The organism is Rhodococcus sp. P4_C10 (assembly GCF_056402135.1).
Genome location: NZ_JBFUHZ010000008.1, coordinates 12,575 through 35,089 on the forward strand (window position 1 = coordinate 12,575; position 22,515 = coordinate 35,089).

Here is a 22,515-nt window from a genome sequence, read left to right on the forward strand (position 1 = left end):
CCGGTAGAGTAACCTACCAAGCACTTGCTTTGTAGAGGAGTCCGAGGAGTCCAGTGACCAGTGAAGTGAATACGACCCCCGCGGCGCTCGCGCGGGCCGCACGCGAGTTCGGTGACGCCGAGGCCATTGCCGACGGCGAGGTCCGGATCAGCTATGCGGACCTCCTCGACCGCGTCCGCACCACCGCCCGCGCGCTGATTGCCCGTGGCATCGAGCCCGGCGACCGCATCGCGGTGTGGGCCCCGAACACCTATCACTGGGTGGTCGCGGCGCTCGGCGCCCAGTACGCCGGCGCGGTGATCGTCCCGATCAACACCCGGTACACCGGCAGCGAGGCGCTCGACCTGGTGATCCGCACCCAGGCCAAGGCCCTGTTCGTCGTCGGGCCGTTCCTCAAGGCCGACCGCTACGCCGACCTGGTCCGGGCGGCCGCACCGGGCGACCTCGACCACCTGCACACGGTGGTCCGGATCCCGTTCGACGACGCGCCGTCCGCCGACGGGGTGATCGAGTGGACCGCTCTCGACGCGCTGGCCGAGTCGGTCGCCCCCGAGCGGGCCGACGCCCGCGCGCAGGCGGTGGGCCCGGACGACCTCGCGGACATCCTGTTCACGTCCGGCACCACCGGCAAGAGCAAGGGCGTGATGACCGCGCACCGGCAGACGATCGGCGTGGCGCGGGACTGGGCCGCCTGCGCGGAGGTCACCTCCGCCGACCGCTACCTGATCATCAACCCGTTCTTCCACACCTTCGGCTACAAGGCCGGGTTCCTGGTGTGCCTGCTGCACGGTGCCACCATCGTGCCGATGGCCCTGTTCGACGTGCCCACCGTGATGGCGACCATCGCGGCCGAGCGGATTTCGATCGTGCCCGGCGCGCCGACCATCCACCAGTCGATCCTCGACCTGCCGACCCGCGACGACTACGACCTGTCGAGCCTGCGGATCGCCATCACCGGCGCCGCCGCCGTCCCGGTCACCCTCGTCGAGCGCCTGCAGTCCGAGCTCAGCTACAAGGCGGTGCTCACCGCGTACGGGCAGACCGAGGCCGTCGTGGCCACCATGTGCCGCACCGACGACGACCCGGTCACCGTCTCGACCAGCTCCGGCCGTGCGGTACCCGGGATGGAGGTCCGGATCGGCGATCAGGGCGAGATCCTGGTCCGCGGCGAGAACGTGATGCTCGGTTACCTCGACGACCCCGAGGCCACCGCGAAGACCATCGACGCCGACGGCTGGCTGCACACCGGCGACGTCGGCACCCTCGACGACCGCGGGTACCTCGACATCACCGACCGGCTCAAGGACATGTACATCTCGGGCGGGTTCAACGTCTATCCCGCCGAGATCGAGAACACGCTGGCCCGGATCGACGCCCTCGCGGAGTCCGCCGTGATCGGCATCCCCGACGAGCGGATGGGCGAGGTCGGGCTCGCATACGTCGTGGCCAAGCCCGGACACACCCTCGACGAGGCGGAGGTGCTGGCCTTCTGCAAGGAGCACCTCGCGAACTTCAAGGTCCCGCGCAGCGTCAAGATCGTGAACTCGTTGCCGCGCAACCCCTCCGGCAAGGTGCTCAAGAACGACCTGCGCGAGGGCAAGGCATGACCACGCCCGACGCGGGCACCCCGGTCCCCGACGAGGGCGAGGTCGTCACCTACGAGGTCCGGGGCAAGGTCGCGGTCGTCACGATGAACCGGCCGAAGTTCCGCAACGCGCAGAACTCCGTGATGACCTATGCCCTCGACGCCGCCTTCCAGCGCGCCGTCGAGGACCCCGAGGTGAGCGCGATCGTGCTGGCCGGCAACGGCGAGCACTTCAGCGCCGGGCACGACATCGGCACCGTCGGCCGCGACCACCACGTGTCCTACGACAACAAGGCCGTCATGTGGTGGGACCACGTCGACCGCGAGGGCGGCGACCAGCGGTTCGCCCGCGAGATGGAGGTCTACCTCGGGATGTGCCGGCGGTGGCGCGAGCTGCCGAAGCCGACCATCGCCATGGTGCAGGGGGCCTGCATCGCGGGCGGGCTGATGCTGTCCTGGGTGTGCGACCTCATCGTCGCCTCCGACGACGCATTCTTCGCGGACCCCGTTGTCCGGATGGGCATTCCGGGCGTCGAGTACTTCGCGCACCCGTGGGTGCTCGGGGTGCGCGGGGCCAAGGAGATCCTGTTCACCGGCGACCGCTTCACCGCGCAGCGCGCCTACGAGTGGGGCATGGTCAGCCGGGTGGTGCCGCGGGAGGACCTCGAGTCGACCGCGATGGACCTGGCCGACCGGATCGCGACCATGCCGCAGTTCGGACTCGCACTGACCAAGAAGGCCGTCAACCAGTGCGAGGACCTGATGGGCGTGCGGGCCGGCATGGACTCGGTGTTCGGTCTGCACCACTTCGCGCACGCACACAACGCCGAAATCGGCTCCGGCCCTCTGGGCGGTCTGGACGCCAAATCGATGAAGAAGGCTGGAGAAAACTAGTGGATCTCGACTTCGACGACGCCACAGTCGCATTCCGCGACGAGGTGCGCACGTTCCTCAAGGAGAACGTCCCCGCGACGCCGCTGCCGCACATGGACACGGCCGAGGGCTTCGAGGCGCACCGGCAGTGGGAAGCCACCCTCGCCGACGCCCGCCTGTCCGTGGTGTCCTGGCCGGCCGAGTACGGCGGCCGTGACGCCACCCTCGAGCAGTGGGTCATCTTCGAGGAGGAGTACTACCGCTCCGGTGCACCCGGACGGGTGAGCCAGAACGGGATCTTCCTGTTGGCCCCCACGCTCTTCGAGCATGCCAAGCCCGAGCAGCTGGCGCGGATCATGCCGCGGATGGCCCGCGCCGACGACATCTGGGCGCAGGCCTGGTCCGAGCCCGAGTCCGGCTCCGACCTCGCCAGCCTGCGCGCCACCGCCACCAAGGTCGACGGCGGCTGGCTGCTCAACGGCCAGAAGACCTGGAGCTCGCGCGCCGCCTTCGCGGACTGGGGATTCGGTCTGTTCCGCTCCGATCCGGAGGCCCAGCGGCACAAGGGCATCACGTACTACATGTTCGACCTGCGGTCGAAGGGCGTCACCGTGCGTCCGATCGACCAGCTGGACGGCCTGCCCGGCTTCGCCGAGGTGTTCCTCGAGGACGTCTTCGTGCCCGACGACCCGGCCAACCCCGCCGAGTCCGGCGTGATCGGCGCCGTCAACGAGGGCTGGCGCGTCGCGATGAGCACGGCCAGCAACGAGCGGGGCCTGTCGCTGCGCAGCCCGGGCCGCTTCCTCGCCGCCACCGACCGTCTCCTCGCGCTGTGGAAGCGCAACGGCGACCCCACGGACACCGCGCTGCGCAACCGCGTGGCCGATGCCTGGATCGGTGCCCGCGCATACGAACTGAGCACCTGGGGCACCGTGACCCGGCTCGCCGACGGCGGCCAGCTCGGCGCGGAGTCCTCGATCAACAAGGTGTTCTGGTCCGAGTGGGACGTTGCGACCCACGAGACCGCGCTGGACCTGCTGGGCCCGGAGTCGGAGCTGCTCGACTCGTGGATGGACGGCTACCTGTTCTCCCTCTCCGGACCGATCTACGCCGGCACCAACGAGATCCAGAAGAACGTCATCGCTGAGCGCCTGCTCGGCCTACCGAAGGCAGACCGTTGAGATTCGCACTCGATTCCTCGCACACCGATTTCGCGGCGAGCATCGACTCGCTGCTGACCAAGTCCGACCTGCCGGCCGTCATCCGGTCCTGGAACGCCGGTGACACCGCGCCCGGCCTGAAGGTCTGGCAGCGGCTCGCCGAGACCGGCCTCAATGCGCTGACCATCCCGGAGGAGCACGACGGCATCGGCGCCGACGCCATCGACCTGGTGGTCGCCGTCGAGCAGCTGGGCAGGCACGCGGTGCCCGGCCCGGTCGCCGAGACGCTGGCAGTCGCCCCGGCACTGCTGGCCGGCGTTGCGCCCGAGCGGCTCTCGGCCCTCGCCGAGGGTGCACTGGCCACCGTTGCCGCCCCGCCGCGGGTGCCGTTCGCGGTGGACGCGAACGTCGCCGACCTCGTGCTGCTGGTCGAGGGCGAGACCGTCTCCCTCGCCGCCGCCGGCGAGTCGAAGGTGTCCGTCGACCAGGCCCGCAAGCTGTACGCCGTCACGGCCACCGAGTCGCTGGGCAGCACAGACACCGAGCACGCCTTCGACCTGGGCGCGCTGGCCACCGCCGCGCAGCTGCTCGGCCTCGGCTCGACCATGCTCGAGATCACCACCGAGTACGCCAAGGCCCGCAAGCAGTTCGGCAAGGCGATCGGCAGCCAGCAGTCCATCAAGCACCACCTCGCCGGTGTCGCGGTGAAGCTGGAGATGGCCCGGCCGCTGCTGCTCGGCGCCGCAATGGCGGTACGCGACGGCTCCGCCGACGCCCGTCGGGACGTCGCCGCCGCGAAGGTCGCCTGCGGTGACGCGGCGTACCACGCCTCCCGGATCGCCCTGCAGGTGCACGGCGCGATCGGCTACACCCAGGAACACGACCTGTCGTTGTGGCTGACCAAGACCCGGGCCCTGCTCACCACCTGGGGCACCCCGTCTCTGCACCGCGCTCGTGTGATGGACGCGCTGTGAGCGCCGTCGCGGCCGTCGGTGCGTTCACCGACGAGCAGCTCGAGCTGCGAAAGACGGTCAAGGCACTGCTGGCCAAGCACGCCGACCCCGGCGCGGTGCGCCGGGCGACGGAGTCCGAGAACGGCTACGACGCCGCGCTCTGGGACCTGCTGTGCCAGCAGGTCGGGGTCGCCGCGCTGGCGATCCCCGAGGAGTTCGGCGGCATCGGTGCGAGCGCGGTCGAGTCCCACCTGGTGCTCGAGGAGCTCGGCCGCACCCTGGCCCCGACGCCGATGCTCGGCTCGGTCGTCCTTGCCGCACAGGCGATCCTGGCCAGCGGTGACACCGACGCCTGCGAGCGGCTGCTGCCCGGCATCGCCGAGGGAACCTCCGTCGCGGCGCTGTGCTGGACCGACGAGTCGGGCTCCTGGGACACCACCGGGGCCGGCGTCACCGCGACTGCGTCCGGTGCGGGTTTCGAGCTCACCGGCAGCAGCCACTTCGTGCTCGACGGTTCCTACGCGGACGTGCTCGTCGTCGCGGCCACCGTCGACGGCGCGGTCGCGCTCTTCGAGGTGGACCCGGCACAGGACGCGGTGAGCCGCCGCCGGGTACCGACGATGGACACCACCCGCACCCTCGCCGTGGTCGAGTTCGCCGGGGCCACCGCGCGCCTGCTCACCGCCGACGGCGCGAACGCCCTCGAGCGGGTCCGTGAGATCGCCTGCGTCGCACTGTCCGCCGAGCAGGTGGGCGCCGCCGCACAGTCGCTCGAGCTCACCGTCGAGTACACCAAGTCACGGGTGCAGTTCGGCCGGCCGATCGGCAGCTTCCAGGCCCTCAAGCACCGCATGGCCGACCTGTACTTCCAGGTCGAGACGGCCCGGTCCGCCTCCTACGGCGCGGTGCGCTCGCTCGCCGACGGGGCGCCGAGCACCGGCGCCGACGCGGCCGTCGCCAAGGTGTACTGCTCGGAGGCCCTGCAGGCGGTGGCCGCGGACAGCATCCAGTTGCACGGCGGCATCGCGATCACCTGGGAGCACGACGCACAGATGTACTTCAAGCGCGCGCACGGCAGCGCCCAGCTCTTCGGGCAGCCGCGCACCTACCTGAAGCAGATGCAGTCGGCCGCGGGCCTGCCCGCCTGATCCCGTTCCGCTGAACACAGAAGGCCGGCCCGGACACTCCGGGCCGGCCTTCTGCGTGCCGGGACCGGAATCGGCTGAAGTCGCAGCTGTGGGCATTCGCGTGTGAGAAGCTGCGCGAGTGACCCTCCGATCCCTCGAAGAGCTCGGTGCACTCGACGAGCTGCGGCAGCTCAAGTACCGGTACTTCCGCACGTTGGATCTGAAACGGTGGGACGAGTTCGCGGACACCCTGTCGGAGAACGTCGTCGCGCACTACGGCACCCACGCGCTCGCCGAACCGCTGGTCTTCGAGGGCCGGGACGCCCTCACCGGATTCATGCGGGACGCGCTCGGTCCGGCGGTCACGACAGTGCACGTCGCCAACCACCCCGAGATCTCGGTGGACGGCCCCGACGCGACCGGCTCGTGGGCATTCGAGGACACGGTGATCGTGCCCGGCGCGAACAGCCTGATCCGCGGCGCCGGCTACTACGCCGACCGGTACCACCGCGACGACGACGGGCACTGGCGAATCGCCGAGACGTCGTACCAACGCATCTACGAGTCGCTCGTCTCCCTCGACGACCTCCCGAGCTTCACGCTCCTCTCGCACATGTGGGCCACTCCCCCGGCCGCGGGCGCCTGACCGCACGACCCGGCAGGCGAACGGCATGTCCTGACCCCACCGCCGGTGGTAGAACAGGTTGCACAACGGAGGGAGTCCCGGTGAACACGAACTGCGGGCGGGTCGCGTCATGACCTCCCACGAGATCCTCGGCCGGCAGGTCCAGATCCCGGTCGAGGTCCGCCAGGCGTCCGCCTTCATGGCGATGTACTCCGTGCCGACCCGGGCGGCACAGTCCCTGATCGGGTACTCCGGGCTCGAGGTCCTGCAGTACCGGCCCGGCCACGGCATCTGCGCGCTGGTCTTCGTCGACTACGTGGACGGGGACCTCGGCCCGTACAACGAGTTCGGCGTGGCGTTCATGGTCCGCGACCACCGGGTCCGCGGCGGCTCGGTGACGCAGGACCTCAAGGCCCTGGCGACGGGCAGGGCGGGCACCCTCATCCACCAGCTCCCTGTCGACGGGGAGTTCACCATGGCCGCCGGCCGCGGCATCTGGGGGTTCCCCAAGGTGCTCGCCGACTTCGACGCCGACCACACCGGCAAGGTCAAGCGCGCCGCGGTCAGCCAGGACGGCAGGCTGATCGCCGGGCTGACCGTCAAACCGGGTGTGCCGCTGCCGGGTTCCGGGACCAACACCTCGTTGGAGGCGTACACACACCTCGACGGCGTCACCCGACACACCGCGTGGGACATGAACCCGAGCGGCGCCCGGTCCAGGATCGGCGGCGCGGAACTGCATCTGGGCAGCCACCCGATCGCCGACGAACTGCGAACGCTCGGCCTGCCGCGGCGGGCCATGATGACCTCGTCCATGCCCGACCTGAAGATGACGTTCGGGGACGCCCGGACGGTGTGACGAATCGGGACCCTGCGCCCCGTCAGGACTCGAGGATGGTCTTCGCCTTCTCCAGATTGCCCCGGACATCGTGCGTGTAGAGCCTCTGCACGATGGGATCGGCGAACTTGAACAGGCCTGTGCCTGCCTCGGCCTCCTGCAGGAAGGTCACCCGAGTGCCGTCGCCGTCACTGTCGAAGTCCAACTCCCGGGTGTAGCCGATTCTCGACTCCTTGGAACGCCACTGAAGTCGCTTGTTGGGCTCGTACGTGGTGAGTTCCTCCGTCGCCTCGAGGCGGAGGCCTGCAACCTTGGCAGAAAACTCTGTCACAGAACCGACTTCATCGGCGGTGCCCGAGATCACTTTGTAGTCGATGACGTTGCTGTTCCACGCCGTCCCGTTCTCGGGGTTCGAGAGGTAGGCGAACACCTCCGCCAGCGGCCGTTCGATGACGATCGATTCTTCGGTCTTCAGTGTCTTGGGCATGATCAGTGATCCTTGCCTTGCCTTGTCGTGCTCTGCTGCTTGCTGCGCTTGCACGGGTCGCGCGCGACGGTCCGCGCAGCCACCCACCCGGAGCCCGGCCAGTTTCATCCCCCGAACAGTCGGCACAGCACGACTGGTTCGCCGCTACCCCACCTCGTCCGGCGATCGCTGGCGAGTTCCTCACCTCGAACTTCGTTCAGCACCGTCAATCCTAGACGGATCGACGGCCCGGCAGAAGGTCGTCAGCCCTTGCCATCCGGCGCCGATTCGTGTGTGCTGTCTCACTGGACGCTTGACCAGTTCGGCGCTCCTCCTGCCTCCGAAAGGAATCCGTGGTGACGATCAGTCGACGCAGCGTGCTCGCCGGGGCGGCGGCCGCACCAGCGCTCACAGCCCTGAGCGCGGGTCACGCCGCCGCAGCTCAACAAGGCCCGGCCGAGCGGGCGCGCACGACGCCTGCCGCCGGCGGCTTCCGCGTCGGCGTCGGACTTTCCGACGTCACCGGCCCCATCGCCGAGAACGGCATGATGGGCTACTCCGAGTTCTCCCAGCGCGCCGAGGGCCTGCACCAGCGCACCCGGGTGCGCGCGTACGTTTTCGCCGACGCCCAGGACAACCGGGTGGTCTACGCCTGCACCGACACCTGCATGATCTTCCAGTCCGTGCACGACGCCGTACTGGCCCGGCTCGCGGAGCGCTACGGCGACCGCTACACCGAGCGCAACGTCATGCTCACCGCCGTGCACTCGCACGCCGCCTGCGGCGGTACGAGTCACGACTACGCCTACAGCCTGGCCACCCTCGGGTTCCAGCCGCTGGCCTTCCGGGCCGAGGTCGACGGCATCGTCGAGGCCGTCGCCGCCGCGCACGAGAACCTCGCCCCGGGCGCACTCGCGTACGGCCGCAGCACGCTCGCCGACGCCTCGGTCAACCGCTCCCGTGCCGCGTTCGACCGGAACCCGCAGGCGGACAAGGACTACTACCCACTGGGCATCGACACCGCGATGCGGGTGCTCCGAATCAGTCAGGCCGACACCAACGTCGGCGGCATCGCCTGGTTCCCCACCCACTGCGCGTCGCTGACAAACGAGAACCTGCTCATCTCCGGCGACAACAAGGGTGCAGCCGCCTACTTCTGGGAGCACGACGTCGCCGGCGTCGACTACCTCGCCGGCGCCCCGGAGTTCGTCGCCTGCTTCCCGCAGACCAATGCCGGAGACATGTCCCCGAACCTCGACCTCGAGCCCGGACACGGTCCGACCGACGACGAGTTCGAGAATGCCCGGATCATCGGCGAGCGCCAGCTGGCGGCGGCGCGCACCGCCTTCCGCGACGCGGCACCCCTGTCGAAGCTCGCCGTGGACAGCCGGATGATGTACCTGGACATGGCCGCTCAGCGCGTCGACGGCCGGTTCACCCCGGACGGCACCCCGCAGAGCACCTCCCCCGCCTGCATCGGCGCAGCCATGGCCGCCGGCAGCACCGAGGACGGCCCGGCCATCCCGATCTTCCCCGAGGGCACCCGTAACCCGATCATCGACGCGTTCGGCGGCACCGACATGCCGACCCCGCAGTGGCTCGCGGACGCGCAGGCACCGAAGCTGGTGGTGGTCCCGGTCGGGCTGCTGCCCCCGGACGGCTGGGTCCCGCATGTGCTCAAGATCCAGATCATCCGGATCGGCGACCTCTACGTGGTCGGCGGACCGGCCGAGTACACCATCGTCTCGGGGCTGCGGATCCGCCGGACGGTCGCCGAGGAACTCGGGGTCCCGCTGGAGAACGTGATCTTCCAGGGCTACGCCAACTCCTACTCGAGCTACTGCACCACCCCGGAGGAGTACGACTCCCAGCAGTACGAGGGCGGCTCCACGCTGTTCGGCCGGTACACGCTGCCGGCCTACCAGCAGGGCTACGCCGCGCTCGCGGCCGCGCTGCGCACCGGCGCCCAGGTACCGCGCGGACCCGCTCCCCGCGACCTCTCGGCGGTCCAGCCCGGTGCCGTGCAGTACGTCGACCTCGACGAGCCGGTAGCCGGTCACGCCTACGGTGACGTGCTGGTGCCGCCCGCCGCGCACGCGGCGCCCGGCACCGAGGTGGCCGTCGAGTTCGTCACCGGGCACCCGAAGAACAACCAGCGCCGCAACGGCACCTTCCTCGAGATCCAGCGGCGCGAGGGTGCGGACTGGGTGCGGGTGGCCGACGACGGTTCCTGGTCCACCAAGTACCGCTGGCGCCGCGAGGGCCAGCACGGCTCGGTCGCCCGGATCACCTGGGACGTCCCGGCCGACACGGAGGCGGGCACCTACCGGGTCCAGCTCTTCGGCGACCAGAAGGACCGATCCGGGACGGTGTCGTCGTTCAGCGGTGTCTCCGGCGAGTTCACCGTCGGGTAGGCCTCGTCCTCGGGGCACCGTCGGCGGCAGGATGACGCCCGCGGGTGCCCCGCGAATCCCGAAGGGCCCCTGCATCGCAGAAGACGAACGTGTCGTTGACGAACCTCTCGGCCTGACCGGAGAAGGCGACGCCGGTGGCGGTGCCACTGCCGAGGATCCGGTGCAGCACCGTGCCCTCCGCCACCGTGACGGTCCCGACCCCCGCGGCCGGACGGTTGATCGTCATGTTGGCGTTCGTGGTGACCACGTTGCGGCCCTGGCTGTCCCGGGTCCACAGCTTGTAGACGATGCCGGGATTCGGGACGCGCACCGCATCCGGCAGCAGCGACGGCGTCAACTGCGCGGTCGCCGTGGTCGGCGCGATGGTGCCGCCCGCCGAGGCGGACGCCTGGCGCCCGATCGCGTCGGGTGCGCCGAGGTCAAGCGCGATGTCGGTGACCTCCGACCGATATCCGAGGCCCGACTTGTACTCGGACAGAACCGTGTTCGTGTCCAACTGGGAGAGCATGTAGATGTTCTCGGCCATCACCTCGCCCAGTCGCGGTGAGCTGACGGCCCGCGGGGGCTCGACGGACAGCGCGGCCTCGGAGAGGTGGAACGACCCGATCTCGGTGTCGTTCACGCTCGCCCCCTCGCAGGTCGAGGTCTCGACGAGCATCGTGGGCAGCGCAGCGAGAGCGAAACCCTCCGGGAGCACCGCCCTGGCGCGGCCGGCCTGCTCCGGGTTCAGGGGGATGGTGACGCCCAGGTTGGCGCACGAACGGGCCTGCACCACCCCCGAATGCACCGCGCCCGCTGCCGGTTGGGCGGCAGCGGGCGCGGTCAGCGCGACGGAAGTTGCGAGCGCCCCGATCACCGCCTGCGCCAAGATCACTCGATGTCTCATGGCGCGCGGCTCGTGCACTGAAGTGTCCGTCCTTCTGGTGTGAGGACACCTTCCTCGGTAGATCTCCTAGAGCCAGGTGTCCTCTGTTGTCGTGGTCAGGAATGCCTCGAGATCGTCACGCCACGGCGCAGGCACCGTCTTGTCCGGCTCGATTCCGGTGTACTGCCCACGATAGAACAGCAGCGGCCGCTCGGTCTTGATCTCACTCATCGAATGCACCCGACCGAACACCACGAAGTGGTCGCCGCCGTCGTGCACGGTCTCCACGGTGCAGTCGATGTGAGCCAACGACTTGTCGATGATCGGCGACCCGAGAGGTGAAGCCGTCCAGTCGATCCCTGCGAACTTGTCCGGTTCACGCGAGCCGAAGCGTGCGCACACCGACTGCTGCTCCTCGGCGAGGACGTTGACGCAGAACTTGCCACTGCGTTCGATCGCCGCCCAGGAACGCGAACCCTTGGTCGGGCAGAACAGCACCAGCGGCGGATCCAGTGACAACGCCGCGAAGGACTGGCAGGCGAACCCCACGGATTCGCCCTCGTCCATCGTGGTGATGATCGTGACGCCGGTGCAGAACTGGCCGAGCACCGTGCGGAACTGCCGCGGATCGATCTCCGCGGCAGTCCCGGGCGCCACCTCGGGGGAACCCATCTACTTCATTCCCACCGTGAAGTCGTGACCCCACAGGCTCACTGCCGTGCTCTCCCGCGCAATCCAGGAGTCGTCTTCGACTTCGCGTCCTTCGCAACCGAATTCGATGTCGAACCCGCCCGGGGTCTTCATGTAGAAGGACAGCATCAGGTCGTTGACGTGCCGGCCGAGGCTGGCGGACATCTTGACCTTCTTGCGCATTGCCCGGTCCAGGCAGAGTCCGACGTCGTCGGAGTTCTCCACCTCCACCATGAGGTGCACGATGCCGGTCGGGTTCGGCATCGGCAGGAACGCCAGGCTGTGGTGCCGGGGGTTGCAGCCGAGGAAGCGCAGCCAGGCAGGCTCCCCGTCCGCGGGCCGGCCCACCATCTGCGGAGGCAGTCGCATCGAGTCGCGCAGCTTGAAGCCGAGCACGTCACGGTAGAACCGCAGCGACGCGTCGTCGTCGTTGGTCGTGAGCACGACGTGCCCGAGACCCTGCTCGCCGGTGACGAACTTGTGGCCGTACGGACTGACGATCCGACGGTGCTCGAGCGCCGCGCCGTGGAACACCTCGAGCGTGTTGCCGGAGGTGTCCTCGAACGCGATCATCTCGACGACGCGACGGTCCTGCAACTGGTCGGCGGTGCCCTCCTTGAAGGGCACCCCCGCCCCGGACAGCCGGTCCCGGATGTCCTGCAGCTCAGCGGCGTTGGCGGTCTCCCAGCCGGAGACCTGCAGGCGGTCCTTCTCGCCCGGCACGATCACCAGTCGAGCCGGGAAGTCGTCCATCCGCAGGTACAGGGCGTCCGGGTTGGTGCCCTTGCCCTCGACCATGCCGAGGATCTTCAGTCCGTACTCGCGCCAGGCCGCCATGTCGGTGGCCTCGATGCGCATGTACGCGAGCGAACGAATACCCATCACTTACCTCCTTCGAGCAGGAAGTCGCCGGCCAGTCGGTTGAACTCGTCGAACTTCTCGAGCTGCGCCCAGTGGCCACAGCCACCGAACACGTGCAGCTGCGCGCGCGGGATCATCTTGAGCGCCACCAGCGCACCGTCGAGCGGGTTGACCCGGTCCTCGCGGCCCCAGATCAGCAGCACGCGCTGGCGCAGCTTGTATGCCTCGCGCCAGAGCATGCCGAGCTCGAAGTCCGCGCTGGAGAAGGACTTCCCCATCGCCTTGGCCGCGGCCAGCGACTCCGGGGTGCTGGCGGCAGCGAAGCGCTCCTCGACCAGCTCGGGGGTGATGAGCGACTGGTCGAACACCATGATCCGCAGGAACGCCTCGAGGTTCTCGCGGGTCGGCTGGTAGCTGAACTTGCCGAGGTTCTTGACACCCTCGGTGGGGTCCGGCGCGAACAGGTTGACGCTCAGCCCACCGGGGCCCATCAGCACCAGCTTGCCGGCCCGCTCCGGGTAGTCGAGTGCGAACCGCACGGCCGCACCGCCACCGAGCGAGTTGCCCAGCAGGTGCACCCGGCCCTCGATCTGCAGCGTGTCGAGCAGGTCGTTGAGCGCGGAGGCGCTGTGCACGAAGTACTGCGGGTGATCGACCGGCTTGTCCGACTGGCCGTAGCCGGGCTGATCCACCGCCAGCACGTGGAACTGCTGCGCCAGCACCGGGATGTTCTTGGCGAAGTTCGACCAGGACGAGGCGCCGGGTCCGCCGCCGTGCAGCAGCACGATCGTCGGGCCGTTGCCGACGCCGGCCTCGTGGTAGTGCAGCTTCAGGTCCGGACGGACCTGGGCGAAGCGCGAGGTCGACTCGTAGGTGTACTCGGGGGTTTCGGTCACTGTCATCAGCGGTCCCCTAGACCATCGTGTCCGTGAGCGGCAGACCGAACTCGGCGCCACCGAACATCACGTACGCGCGCTCGGCGTCGTTGGCGGCGTGCACGCGGCCGGCGTGCGCGTCGCGCCAGAAGCGCTGGATCGGGGTGCCGTTCTGCAGCGCCGTCGCACCGGAGTTCTCGAAGAGCAGGTCGATCGAGGCGATCGCACGACCGGTGGCGCGGACCTGGTCGCGTCGGGCACGCAGGCGCAGTTCGATCGGCACCTCCTTGCCCGCGAGCAGCAACTCGTACTCGTCGGCGACGTTGCCCAGCAGCTGACGCCACGCGGCGTCGATGTCGCTGGACGCCTCCGCGATCCGGACCTTGGCGAACGGGTCGTCCTTGGCCTTCTCGCCGGCGTACGCGGCCCGCACTCGCTTGCCCTGGTGCTCGACGTGCGCGTCGTAGGCGCCGTAGGCCATGCCGACGATCGGCGTCGAGATGGTGGTGGGGTGGATCGTGCCCCACGGCATCTTGTAAACCGGGGCGGTGTTGTTCTCGAGGCCCGGCGCGGTCAGGTCGCTCATCGCCTTGAAGCTCAGGAAGCGGTGCCGCGGCACGAACACGTCCTTGACGACGACCGTGTTGCTGCCGGTGCCGCGCAGGCCGACGACGTTCCAGACGTCGTCGATCTCGTAGTCCGAGCGCGGGATCAGGAAGCTGCCGAAGTCGACCGGGCGGCCGTCCTTGATGACCGGTCCACCCACGACGACCCAGTCGGCGTGGTCACAACCGGAGGACCAGGCCCACGCACCGGAGACCTGGTACCCGCCGTCGACCGCGGTGCCCGCGCCCATCGGTGCGTACGAGGACGAGATCCGGACGTCGCGGTCCACTCCCCACACGTCCTCCTGCGCCTGCTGCGAGAACAGCGCGAGGTGCCAGTTGTGCACGCCGATGATGCCGGCCACCCAGCCGGTCGAGCCGCATGCGCTCGCGATGTTGCGGACCGCGGTGTAGAACTCCACCGGGCTCGCCTCGTAGCCGCCCCACTGGGCGGGCTGCAGAAGACGGAAGAAGCCGGCCTCCTGAAGGGCCTTGATCGAATCGTCGGGAATTCGACGAAGATCCTCGGTCTCCTGTGCGCGCTCGCGCAGGGTCGGCAGAAGCTCGTTCAGCTTCTCGATCACCACGCGGCTGTCGTGCTCACCCACTGGTCACTCCCTCATGTGTAGTGCGGCTCGGAGGTTCACTTTCACCTGAGACTAGAACACGTTCCCATTCATGTCGAGCAGATCCGGGCCGACCGGAGGGAAAGTCCCTGACTGCGCCAACTGTCCTCAATGTCTGGCAAAACCGACACAAGTTCTATAACGTGTTCTAGTAACAAGACCGAAGGGATGTGAGGGCACAGATGACCGACAGAAGCGGCGCATCCGGCAAGGGCGTTCGTGAGATCGATGTGGGCAGCACCCCGACGCGGTTCGCCCGCGGCTGGCACTGCATCGGCCTCGAAAGCGAGTTTCTGGACGGCAAGCCGCACTCGGTGGAAGCGTTCGGCACGAAGCTCGTCGTCTTCGCCGACAGCGAGGGCAAGCTGAACGTCCTCGACGGGTACTGCCGGCACATGGGCGGCGACCTCAGTCAGGGCACCATCAAGGACGACTCGGTCGCCTGCCCGTTCCACGACTGGCGCTGGGGCGGCAACGGCAAGTGCACCGGAATCCCTTATGCCCGGCGTGTTCCGCCGCTCGCGCGTACCCGCTCGTGGACCACGCTGCAGCGCAACAAGCAGCTGTTCATCTGGCACGACCCCGAGGGCAACCCGCCGCCGGAGGACGTCACGATCCCCGAGCTGCCGGAGGTTCTCACCGACGAGTGGACCGACTGGCGGTGGAACCGGATCGTGGTGAACGGCTCCAACTGCCGCGAGATCGTCGACAACGTCGTGGACATGGCGCACTTCTTCTACGTCCACTACGGATTCCCGAAGTACTTCAAGAACGTCTTCGAGGGCCACGTCGCGTCCCAGTACCTGCAGAACCACGGCCGTCCGGACGTGGGCGACATGGGCACCCAGTACGGCGAGTCCGTGCTGGACTCGGAGGCGTCGTACTTCGGCCCGTCGTACATGGTCAACTGGCTGCACAACAACTACAGCGGTTACAAGGTCGAGAGCGTCCTGATCAACTGCCACTACCCGATCACGCAGGACTCCTTCATGCTCATGTACGGCGTGAGCGTGGAGAAGCCGAAGGGCCTCGACGACGCCACCAGCAACAAGCTGGCGCGCAAGTTCACCGAGGGCGTCGCAATGGGCTTCGAGCAGGACGTCGAGATCTGGAAGAACAAGACCAAGATCGAGAACCCGCTGCTCTGCGAAGAGGACGGCCCGGTCTACCAGCTGCGTCGTTGGTACGAGCAGTTCTACGTCGACGTCGCCGACATCGACGAGAAGATGACGCAGCGGTTCGAGTTCGAGATCGACACCACCAGGGCTGTCGAGGCGTGGCAGCGCGAGGTCGACGCGAACCTCGCCCGCAAGGCCGAGGAGAAGGCCGCGGCCGAGAACAAGACGGGCGTATGACGATGACCTCGACCTGGGCCAAGGCCCCGAACTACGCTTCCAGCCCGGCCCTGGTCGAGGCCGTCCGTGCGCAGACTGTCGTCGACCACCACACCTACCTCGAGCAGGGGCTGCAAGAGGTGGAGTGCCGCGCCTGCGGTACCTGCGTACTCGTCCGGAAGAACAGCATCAGGCACACCAGCATCCAGTGGCAGGCCAATCCCACTGAGGCGTGCCCTGAGTTCGCCGGCGCCGGCGGTCGCACTGGGTCGATGCAGACCTGCCCGCGCCTGATCAGCAGCATCGACCATGCCGTGATGGAGGGCATCGTCGAGATCCGCGACGCAACCGAGTAGCAGTACAACGAGGGAGGGGCGCACATCCGTTGGATGTGCGCAACAGCTCGGCCGCGGAGACCCCGTACCGCTGCGCCTGACGTTCGGCGTGCTTGAGGAAGCTCGAGTACACCCCGGCATAGCCCATCATCAGCGCCTGCCGGTCGAGCAGACACTCCTGCGGCATCGCCGGGCGGACCACGTCCTCGGCGGCGTCGGCGATCGCGAAGAAGTCGATGCCGGTCTTGACGCCGATCTTGTCGAAGACCCCGACCAGCGCCTCGACCGGGGCGTTGCCCGCACCCGCGCCGAACCGCCGGGTGCTGCCGTCGATCTGACGCGCGCCCGCCCGCACCGCCGCGACCGAGTTCGCGACGCCCAGGCCCAGGTTCTCGTGGCCGTGGAAGCCCACCTGCGCGTCGCTGCCGAGCTCCTGGACCAGTGCCTCGATGCGGTCCGAGACCTGCTCGAGCACCAGCGCGCCCGCGGAGTCCACCACGTACACGCACTGGCAGCCGGCGTCCGCCATGATCCGGGACTGCTCGGCGAGCTTCTCCGGCGTCGTCGAGTGCGCCATCATCAGGAACCCGACGGTCTCGAGGCCTCGCTCACGCGCCAGCCCGAAGTGCTGGATCGAGACGTCCGCCTCGGTGCAGTGCGTGGCTATCCGGCAGATCGACGCGCCGTTGTCCTGCGCCTCGATGATGTCCTCCCCGATGCCCAGTCCGGGCAGCATGAGGAAGGCGATCTTGGTCTGCTTCGCGGTGTCCACCGCGATCTTGATGAGTTCCTGCTCCGGAACCCTGGAGAAGCCGTAGTTGAACGACGATCCCCCGAGGCCGTCACCGTGCGTCACCTCGATGACGGGGACGCCGGCGTTGTCGAGCGCCCCGACGATCGCGCGCACCTCGTCGCCGGTGAACTGGTGTCGCTTGTGGTGCGAGCCGTCCCGCAGGGAGGTGTCGGTGACCCGGATGTCCCACGAGCTGTCGAAGTGGATTCCGTTGAAATGAACGGTGCCTTGCCGTGCCGCTTCGCTCTTGGTCATGTCCCTCACGCCTCGACGCCGAGAAGCCTCTGGGCGATCTCCTCGCCCACCTTGGTTGCCGCCGCGGTCATGATGTCGAGGTTGCCCGCGTACGGCGGCAGGAAGTCGCCCGCGCCCTCGACCTCCACGAACGTGGTGACCGTCGCGTGCCCGCCGGAGGCGAGGCTCGGCTCGTCGAACTGTGGCTCGTTGAGCAGGCGGTACCCGGGCACGTACTGCTGGACGTCCGCGACCACCCGGTGGATGGACTCGGCGATCACCGCGTGGTCCGCCTCTTCCGGGATCGCGCAGAAGATGGTGTCGCGCATGATCATCGGCGGATCCGCCGGGTTCAGGATGATGATCGCCTTGCCCTTGCTGGCACCCCCGATCACCTCGACACCGCGGCTGGTCGTCTTGGTGAACTCGTCGATGTTCGCGCGGGTGCCCGGGCCGGCCGAGAGCGACGCCACCGAGGCGACGATCTCCGCGTACACCACGTCGACCACCCTCGAGACCGCGTGCACGATCGGGATGGTGGCCTGACCGCCGCAGGTGATCATGTTGACGTTCGGCGCATCCAGGTGCTCGCGCAGGTTCGCGGGCGGCACGACGGGCGGCCCGACCGCGGCGGGGGTGAGATCGATCGCCCGGATGCCGGCGGCCGCGTAGCGGGGCGCCGCGTCCCGATGCACGTGCGCGGACGTCGCCTCGAAGACCAGGTCCGGCTTCTCGGACTGGCTCAGCAACCAGTCGATGCCGTCAGCGGAGGTCTCCAGCCCCATCTGGCGGGCCCGGGCCAGGCCTTCGCTCTCCGGGTCGACACCGATCATCCAGCGAGGCTCGAGGCATTGCGAACGCTGCAGCTTGTAGAGCAGGTCGGTGCCGATGTTGCCCGACCCCACAATCGCGACACTCGCTGTGGCCATCGAAACCAACTCCTATGTGAACTGGAGAGACACCGAACCGAGCCCACCGAATTCGGCCTTGACCTGGTCACCCGGACGAACGTCGACGGCGCGGGTGCACGAACCCGGCAGCACGACGTCTCCCGCCGTCAGTCGCACCCCGAAGCTGTCGACAGTGCGCGCCAGCCAGGCCACCGCCCTGGCCGGATGCCCGAGTACCGCATCGCTGCGACCCTCGGCGACACGGTCGCCGTTGATGCTGAGCGTCGCGTCGATGGCGGTGAGATCGATGTCGCCGGGGCGGACCCGCCCGGCACCGATCGCGTGGCCCGCGTACGAGGCGTTGTCGGACACGGTGTCGACCAGATCGATCTTCCAGTCCTTGATCCGAGTGTCGATCAGCTCGATGGACGGGACCACAAATTCCGTTGCGGCCAGCACGTCCTCAACGGTACATCCGAAACCGGGCAGGTCGGCACCGAGAATGAAGCTGACCTCCATCTCCACGCGGGGCAGCAGGAAGCGTGAGCAGGCGACGGGCTCGTCCTCGCGCAGCTGGCAGGTGTCGAAGAGGTGCCCGTAGTCGGGCTCGTCGACCCCGAGCATCTCCTGCATCGCCTTGGCCGTCAGCCCCACCTTGTGCCCGATCACCCGCTCCCCTGCCAGGACCCGGCGGCGGACGTTGAGCAGCTGGATCTCGTACGCGTCGACCATGTCGATGTCGGGGTAGCGCGCCGACAACGGGTCGAGCGGGGCGAATCCCTTCTCCGCGGCATGCAGCCGGTCCGCAATCTCGAAACGCGATTCGGTCGAAAGCATGGGCCGGTTTCCCTTCGGTGCGGACTATGTCGTCGAGACGACTCCGGGCCGAATGGACCCGCGACGCGCGGCGTGCGCGGCGGCGCGACGGCCGGAGAACACACAGTCTGCAAGCGAGAGTCCGCTCACGTAGGAATTCGAGCAAATCCCCACCGCGGTGCGGCCGGCCGCGTACAAGCCGTCGATCGCAGCACCGTCGGCGGTGATCACCGCCCCGGACTCCTCGTCGACGACGAGCCCACCGAGGGTGATCATCGGCAGCGGGTTGGTCAGGCTCTTCTTCAGCGAGACGTCGAACATCGAGAAGGGTCCGGTGCGAACCGGCCGGCGGAAGTCGTCGGGCTTGCCCATCGGATCGCCCGCGCCGGTCTCGATCGCCTCGTTGTGCGCGGTGACGGTCGCGGCCAGACCGGCCGGGTCGACCCCGACCTTGGCTGCGACCTCGACGAGGGTGCGACCGGTGGTGTGGTCCAGCCGGAGCAGTGTCTCCGCCTGGATCCGCTGGAACCAGTTGGTCTGACTGCGCAACTGGGCGCGAGCCTCCGCGACGAGGTCGGCGTCCGCGACCAGCCAGCCCTGCCCCTCACGCTCGGCAATCATCGCGTGGCCCAGTGCGGCGCCGTACCGGGACTCGTCGACCATCCGCTCCCCCCGCCGGTCCACCAGCAGGGACCCGAGGAACGCGCTCGTCGGGACGATGAACCGCCACGCCGAGATGTTGGACATCTTGGCGGTGGCACCGCCGACGTCGGTGCCGAGGAAGATGCCGCTGCCGTCGTCTGCGGCCGTGCCGAGAGCCAGTCCGCCGCGGTACCGCGGGGCATGCTCGGCGACCATCGAACGGTTGGCGATGAAGCCGCCGGCACTGATGATCACACCGGAGCGGGCCTGCACCCGGATGGGCCGGGCGTAGCGGGCCTCGATCCGCTCCACGCGCTTCTGCAGGATCTTGCGCATCGGCGGGTAGTAGATGCCGGGCTTGGCCGACAGCGCCGACAGCCGGGCGTGCGAGGCCCGCACCGCGGCGGGCGCGGCGCGCAGGCTCATGCATTCCACGCCGATGACTGCGCCTGCGTCGTCCGTCAGCAAGCGGACCGCGCGGGTCTGCTGCACGAGCCGTAGCCCCTTGGCCAGCGCGGAGTCGACCAGAGGCTGGTAGAGCATCTTGCCGGACGTGCCCTTGCCCTTGGCCCGGTGTCCACGCGGCGCGGGCGGGGCCACGTCGCGGAATCCGCCTGCGGCCTCACTGCCCGAGTAGTAGAGGTAGTACTTGTCCGTCGGGTACGACGTCTTGTACGGGCACAGCGACGCCTCGAACGGCACCCCGTTGGCGGCCAGCCAGTCGATCATCGCGGGGCTCTCGTCGCAGAACCGGCGCAGCGTCTCGGGCCGGACCGCGTCGCCGACCTCCCTGCTCAGGTAGGCGAACATCGCGTCGGCGGTGTCGTCGATCCCGGCCGCGCGCTGCACGGACGTACCGCCACCTGCGTAGACGATGCCGCCGGAGATGGTGCTGGCGCCGCCTCCGCTGCACCTGTCGAGGGCGAGCACCTCCGCACCCGAGTCGAGCGCCTCCAGCGCCGCGGAAATCCCCGCCACACCGGTTCCGACCACCACGACGTCCGCGGAAAAGTCCCAGGCCACTGCGCACCGCCCTCTCGTCACTGCAACGAATTTTCGTCACTGCAACGTGTTTTCGTTTGGGTTCTGATCGGATCGTCCGAGTTCAGGAATACTTCCTGGCAGAAAGGATGGACGATACCGGCCATCATTCTATAACGTGTTCTACATGAGCAAGCAGGAATACGACGTCGTCGTTGTCGGAAGTGGCGCCGCGGGCATGACCGCGGCACTGACCGCGGCCCATCAGGGCCTGAGCGTGGTCATCGTCGAGAAGGCCGCCCACTACGGCGGATCCACCGCTCGATCCGGTGGCGGGGTGTGGATCCCCAACAACGAGGCGCTGCAGGCGGACGGGGTCACCGACACCCCGGCGGCCGCCCGCGAGTACCTGCACAGCATCATCGGCGACGTCGTCGCCCCCGAGCGCATCGACACCTACCTGGACCGCGGTCCGGAGATGCTCTCCTTCGTGCTGAAGAACAGCGCGCTGGAGCTGCAGTGGGTGCCCGGCTACTCCGACTACTACCCCGAGGCCCCCGGCGGACGGGTCGGCGGACGCTCCGTCGAGCCCACGCCGTTCGACGGCAACAAGCTCGGCGCCGACCGCAAGAACCTCGAGCCCGACTACGTCAAGGCTCCCAAGAACTTCGTCATCACCCAGGCCGACTACAAGTGGCTGAACCTGTTGATGCGCAACCGCCGCGGCCCCGTGCGCGCCATGAAGGTCGGCATGCGGTTCCTGGCCGCGAAGGCCACCGGCAAGGACCTGCTGGTCCGCGGGCAGGCCCTGGTCGCCGGCATGCGGATCGGCCTGCGCGACGCGGGCGTGCCGATCCTGCTGAACACCCCGCTGACCGAGCTGTACACGGAGGACGGCGCCGTCCGCGGCGTGAAGGTGCTCGTCGACGGCGAGGAGCAGGTCATCCGCGCCCGTCACGGCGTCGTGCTCGGCTCCGGCGGCTTCGAGCACAACGACGAGATGCGCAAGAAGTACCAGCGCGGGCCGATCGGCACCGAGTGGACCGTCGGCGCCAAGGCCAACACCGGTGACGGCATCGTCGCCGGCCAGAAGCTCGGCGCGGCAGTCGACTTCATGGACGACGCCTGGTGGGGCCCGTCCATCCCGCTGACCGGCGGCCCGTGGTTCGCCCTCTCCGAGCGGACCCTGCCCGGCTCCCTGATGGTCAACACCGCGGGCAAGCGATTCGGCAACGAGGCCGCGCCCTACGTCGAGGCCACGCACATGATGTACGGCGGCGAGTACGGCCAGGGCGAGGGCCCGGGTGAGAACATCCCGACCTGGATGATCCTGGACCAGCGTTACCGCAACCGCTACACCTTCGCGGGCATCACCCCTCGCACCCCCTTCCCCGGCCGCTGGCTCAAGGCCGGCGTCGTGGTCAAGGCGGGCACCATCGCCGAGCTCGCAGAGAAGACCGGCCTCCCGGTCGAGGCGCTCACCTCGACGGTGGAGCGCTTCAACGGTTTTGCGCGCAACGGCAAGGACGAGGACTTCGGCCGTGGCGACAGCGGGTACGACCAGTACTACGGCGACCCGCGACTGAAGAACCCGAGTCTCGGCGAGGTGAGCAAGGCTCCCTTCTACGCGATCAAGATGGTCCCGGGCGACCTGGGCACCAAGGGCGGCATCTGCACCGACGTCGACGGCCGCGCCCTGCGCGAGGACGGCACCTGGATCGAGGGGCTCTACGCCGCCGGCAACGCCAGCGCACCGGTGATGGGCCACACCTACGCGGGCCCCGGCGCGACCATCGGACCCGCGATGACCTTCGGCTACCTGGCCGTCCTCGACATCGCCCGGCGCGCCAAGTCCGGAGCCGTCGCCGCTGCGGGCACCGAGGCCGAGTCGCCCTCCGCCGCAACCAACTCGAACTGAGAGGCCCGC

21 protein-coding genes are annotated in these 22,515 nt (G+C 68.7%); 11 read left to right on the forward strand and 10 right to left on the reverse strand.

Annotated elements, in window-relative coordinates:
- The first annotated feature begins 53 nt into the window (after positions 1–53).
- From AC1DWC_RS06625 to AC1DWC_RS06655, 7 genes are all read left to right on the forward strand, one after another.
- Positions 54–1,607 carry a FadD3 family acyl-CoA ligase gene (locus tag AC1DWC_RS06625; RefSeq protein WP_477906696.1) on the forward strand — a complete coding sequence of 518 codons (1,554 nt, stop codon included), beginning with the start codon at positions 54–56 and terminating at the stop codon, positions 1,605–1,607.
- Complete coding sequence (locus tag AC1DWC_RS06630) at positions 1,604–2,479, forward strand: enoyl-CoA hydratase (RefSeq protein ID WP_072843167.1); 876 nt, start codon at positions 1,604–1,606, stop codon at positions 2,477–2,479. Before AC1DWC_RS06625 ends, AC1DWC_RS06630 begins: the two co-directional genes overlap by 4 nt.
- A complete protein-coding gene (locus AC1DWC_RS06635; protein WP_072843168.1) occupies positions 2,479–3,639 on the forward strand; it encodes an acyl-CoA dehydrogenase family protein in 1,161 nt (386 codons plus the stop codon). The genes AC1DWC_RS06630 and AC1DWC_RS06635 overlap by 1 nt, the downstream gene beginning before the upstream one ends.
- Complete coding sequence (locus AC1DWC_RS06640; RefSeq protein WP_477906697.1) at positions 3,636–4,592, forward strand: acyl-CoA dehydrogenase family protein; 957 nt, start codon at positions 3,636–3,638, stop codon at positions 4,590–4,592. The genes AC1DWC_RS06635 and AC1DWC_RS06640 overlap by 4 nt, the downstream gene beginning before the upstream one ends.
- The gene (locus AC1DWC_RS06645) at positions 4,589–5,719 is read left to right on the forward strand and encodes an acyl-CoA dehydrogenase family protein (RefSeq protein WP_477906698.1); all 1,131 of its coding nucleotides are present in this window, start codon (positions 4,589–4,591) and stop codon (positions 5,717–5,719) included. Before AC1DWC_RS06640 ends, AC1DWC_RS06645 begins: the two co-directional genes overlap by 4 nt.
- 118 nt (positions 5,720–5,837) lie before the next feature.
- Complete coding sequence (locus tag AC1DWC_RS06650) at positions 5,838–6,344, forward strand: nuclear transport factor 2 family protein (RefSeq protein WP_477906699.1); 507 nt, start codon at positions 5,838–5,840, stop codon at positions 6,342–6,344.
- Between the two features lie 109 nt (positions 6,345–6,453).
- A complete protein-coding gene (locus AC1DWC_RS06655) occupies positions 6,454–7,182 on the forward strand; it encodes an acetoacetate decarboxylase family protein (protein ID WP_477906700.1) in 729 nt (242 codons plus the stop codon).
- 22 nt (positions 7,183–7,204) lie between these two features.
- On the opposite strand, the gene AC1DWC_RS06660 is transcribed toward AC1DWC_RS06655, so the two are convergent.
- Complete coding sequence (locus tag AC1DWC_RS06660; RefSeq protein WP_477906701.1) at positions 7,205–7,756, reverse strand: SRPBCC family protein; 552 nt, start codon at positions 7,754–7,756, stop codon at positions 7,205–7,207.
- 227 nt (positions 7,757–7,983) lie between these two features.
- On the opposite strand from AC1DWC_RS06660, the gene AC1DWC_RS06665 reads away from it, so the two are divergent.
- Positions 7,984–10,041 carry a neutral/alkaline ceramidase gene (locus tag AC1DWC_RS06665; protein ID WP_477906702.1) on the forward strand — a complete coding sequence of 686 codons (2,058 nt, stop codon included), beginning with the start codon at positions 7,984–7,986 and terminating at the stop codon, positions 10,039–10,041.
- Here AC1DWC_RS06665 and AC1DWC_RS06670 read toward each other — a convergent pair.
- The 5 genes from AC1DWC_RS06670 to hsaA all read right to left on the reverse strand — a co-directional run bounded on the left by AC1DWC_RS06670 (position 10,028) and on the right by hsaA (position 14,545).
- Positions 10,028–10,927 carry a hypothetical protein gene (locus AC1DWC_RS06670; protein ID WP_477906703.1) on the reverse strand — a complete coding sequence of 300 codons (900 nt, stop codon included), beginning with the start codon at positions 10,925–10,927 and terminating at the stop codon, positions 10,028–10,030. The genes AC1DWC_RS06665 and AC1DWC_RS06670 overlap by 14 nt on opposite strands.
- Positions 10,928–10,993: 66 nt before the next feature.
- A complete protein-coding gene (gene hsaB / locus AC1DWC_RS06675; protein ID WP_477906704.1) occupies positions 10,994–11,578 on the reverse strand; it encodes a 3-hydroxy-9,10-secoandrosta-1,3,5(10)-triene-9,17-dione monooxygenase reductase subunit in 585 nt (194 codons plus the stop codon).
- A complete protein-coding gene (gene hsaC / locus AC1DWC_RS06680; protein WP_477906705.1) occupies positions 11,579–12,478 on the reverse strand; it encodes an iron-dependent extradiol dioxygenase HsaC in 900 nt (299 codons plus the stop codon).
- Positions 12,478–13,359 (reverse strand): 4,5:9,10-diseco-3-hydroxy-5,9,17-trioxoandrosta-1(10),2-diene-4-oate hydrolase, encoded by an 882-nt coding sequence (hsaD, locus tag AC1DWC_RS06685; protein WP_477906706.1) that lies wholly within the window; start codon positions 13,357–13,359, stop codon positions 12,478–12,480. Before hsaD ends, hsaC begins: the two co-directional genes overlap by 1 nt.
- A 10-nt stretch (positions 13,360–13,369) precedes the next feature.
- Positions 13,370–14,545: a 3-hydroxy-9,10-secoandrosta-1,3,5(10)-triene-9,17-dione monooxygenase oxygenase subunit gene (hsaA, locus tag AC1DWC_RS06690; protein WP_072843179.1), complete on the reverse strand. Its 1,176-nt coding sequence runs from the start codon at positions 14,543–14,545 to the stop codon at positions 13,370–13,372.
- Between the two features lie 200 nt (positions 14,546–14,745).
- On the opposite strand from hsaA, the gene AC1DWC_RS06695 reads away from it, so the two are divergent.
- Together AC1DWC_RS06695 and AC1DWC_RS06700 are read left to right on the forward strand one after the other, a co-directional pair.
- Entirely contained in the window at positions 14,746–15,918 is a 1,173-nt protein-coding gene (locus AC1DWC_RS06695; RefSeq protein WP_477906707.1) for a 3-ketosteroid-9-alpha-monooxygenase, oxygenase component, read from the forward strand.
- Entirely contained in the window at positions 15,915–16,253 is a 339-nt protein-coding gene (locus tag AC1DWC_RS06700; protein WP_477906708.1) for a hypothetical protein, read from the forward strand. The genes AC1DWC_RS06695 and AC1DWC_RS06700 overlap by 4 nt, the downstream gene beginning before the upstream one ends.
- Here the strand turns inward: AC1DWC_RS06700 and dmpG are convergent.
- From dmpG to AC1DWC_RS06720, 4 genes are read right to left on the reverse strand one after another with little or no spacing between them, the layout of a single operon-like run.
- Positions 16,192–17,280, reverse strand: a complete 1,089-nt coding sequence (dmpG, locus tag AC1DWC_RS06705; protein ID WP_477906709.1) for a 4-hydroxy-2-oxovalerate aldolase — start codon at positions 17,278–17,280, stop codon at positions 16,192–16,194. The genes AC1DWC_RS06700 and dmpG overlap by 62 nt on opposite strands.
- A 5-nt stretch (positions 17,281–17,285) precedes the next feature.
- Complete coding sequence (locus tag AC1DWC_RS06710; RefSeq protein ID WP_477906710.1) at positions 17,286–18,188, reverse strand: acetaldehyde dehydrogenase (acetylating); 903 nt, start codon at positions 18,186–18,188, stop codon at positions 17,286–17,288.
- Positions 18,189–18,200: 12 nt separating this feature from the next.
- Positions 18,201–18,986, reverse strand: coding sequence for a 2-keto-4-pentenoate hydratase (locus AC1DWC_RS06715; RefSeq protein WP_477906711.1), 786 nt, complete (start codon positions 18,984–18,986; stop codon positions 18,201–18,203).
- A gap of 24 nt (positions 18,987–19,010) precedes the next feature.
- Complete coding sequence (locus AC1DWC_RS06720; RefSeq protein WP_477906712.1) at positions 19,011–20,630, reverse strand: FAD-binding protein; 1,620 nt, start codon at positions 20,628–20,630, stop codon at positions 19,011–19,013.
- Between the two features lie 145 nt (positions 20,631–20,775).
- Here AC1DWC_RS06720 and kstD point away from each other — a divergent pair, with 145 nt between their 5' ends.
- Positions 20,776–22,506: a 3-oxosteroid 1-dehydrogenase gene (kstD, locus tag AC1DWC_RS06725; protein ID WP_477906713.1), complete on the forward strand. Its 1,731-nt coding sequence runs from the start codon at positions 20,776–20,778 to the stop codon at positions 22,504–22,506.
- Positions 22,507–22,515 lie beyond the last annotated feature (9 nt).

Bases quoted from the DNA above. Each gene is read 5' to 3' on its own strand.
- AC1DWC_RS06630 (WP_072843167.1), top strand. From the start codon at position 1,604: ATGACCACGCCCGACGCGGGCACCCCGGTCCCCGACGAGGGCGAGGTC.
- AC1DWC_RS06655 (WP_477906700.1), top strand. From the start codon at position 6,454: ATGACCTCCCACGAGATCCTCGGCCGGCAGGTCCAGATCCCGGTCGAG.
- AC1DWC_RS06660 (WP_477906701.1), bottom strand. From the start codon at position 7,756: ATGAAACTGGCCGGGCTCCGGGTGGGTGGCTGCGCGGACCGTCGCGCG.
- AC1DWC_RS06670 (WP_477906703.1), bottom strand. From the start codon at position 10,927: ATGAGACATCGAGTGATCTTGGCGCAGGCGGTGATCGGGGCGCTCGCA.
- hsaB (WP_477906704.1), bottom strand. From the start codon at position 11,578: ATGGGTTCCCCCGAGGTGGCGCCCGGGACTGCCGCGGAGATCGATCCG.
- hsaC (WP_477906705.1), bottom strand. From the start codon at position 12,478: ATGGGTATTCGTTCGCTCGCGTACATGCGCATCGAGGCCACCGACATG.
- hsaD (WP_477906706.1), bottom strand. From the start codon at position 13,359: ATGACAGTGACCGAAACCCCCGAGTACACCTACGAGTCGACCTCGCGC.
- AC1DWC_RS06695 (WP_477906707.1), top strand. From the start codon at position 14,746: ATGACCGACAGAAGCGGCGCATCCGGCAAGGGCGTTCGTGAGATCGAT.
- AC1DWC_RS06700 (WP_477906708.1), top strand. From the start codon at position 15,915: ATGACGATGACCTCGACCTGGGCCAAGGCCCCGAACTACGCTTCCAGC.
- dmpG (WP_477906709.1), bottom strand. From the start codon at position 17,280: ATGACCAAGAGCGAAGCGGCACGGCAAGGCACCGTTCATTTCAACGGA.
- AC1DWC_RS06710 (WP_477906710.1), bottom strand. From the start codon at position 18,188: ATGGCCACAGCGAGTGTCGCGATTGTGGGGTCGGGCAACATCGGCACC.
- AC1DWC_RS06715 (WP_477906711.1), bottom strand. From the start codon at position 18,986: ATGCTTTCGACCGAATCGCGTTTCGAGATTGCGGACCGGCTGCATGCC.
- kstD (WP_477906713.1), top strand. From the start codon at position 20,776: ATGAGCAAGCAGGAATACGACGTCGTCGTTGTCGGAAGTGGCGCCGCG.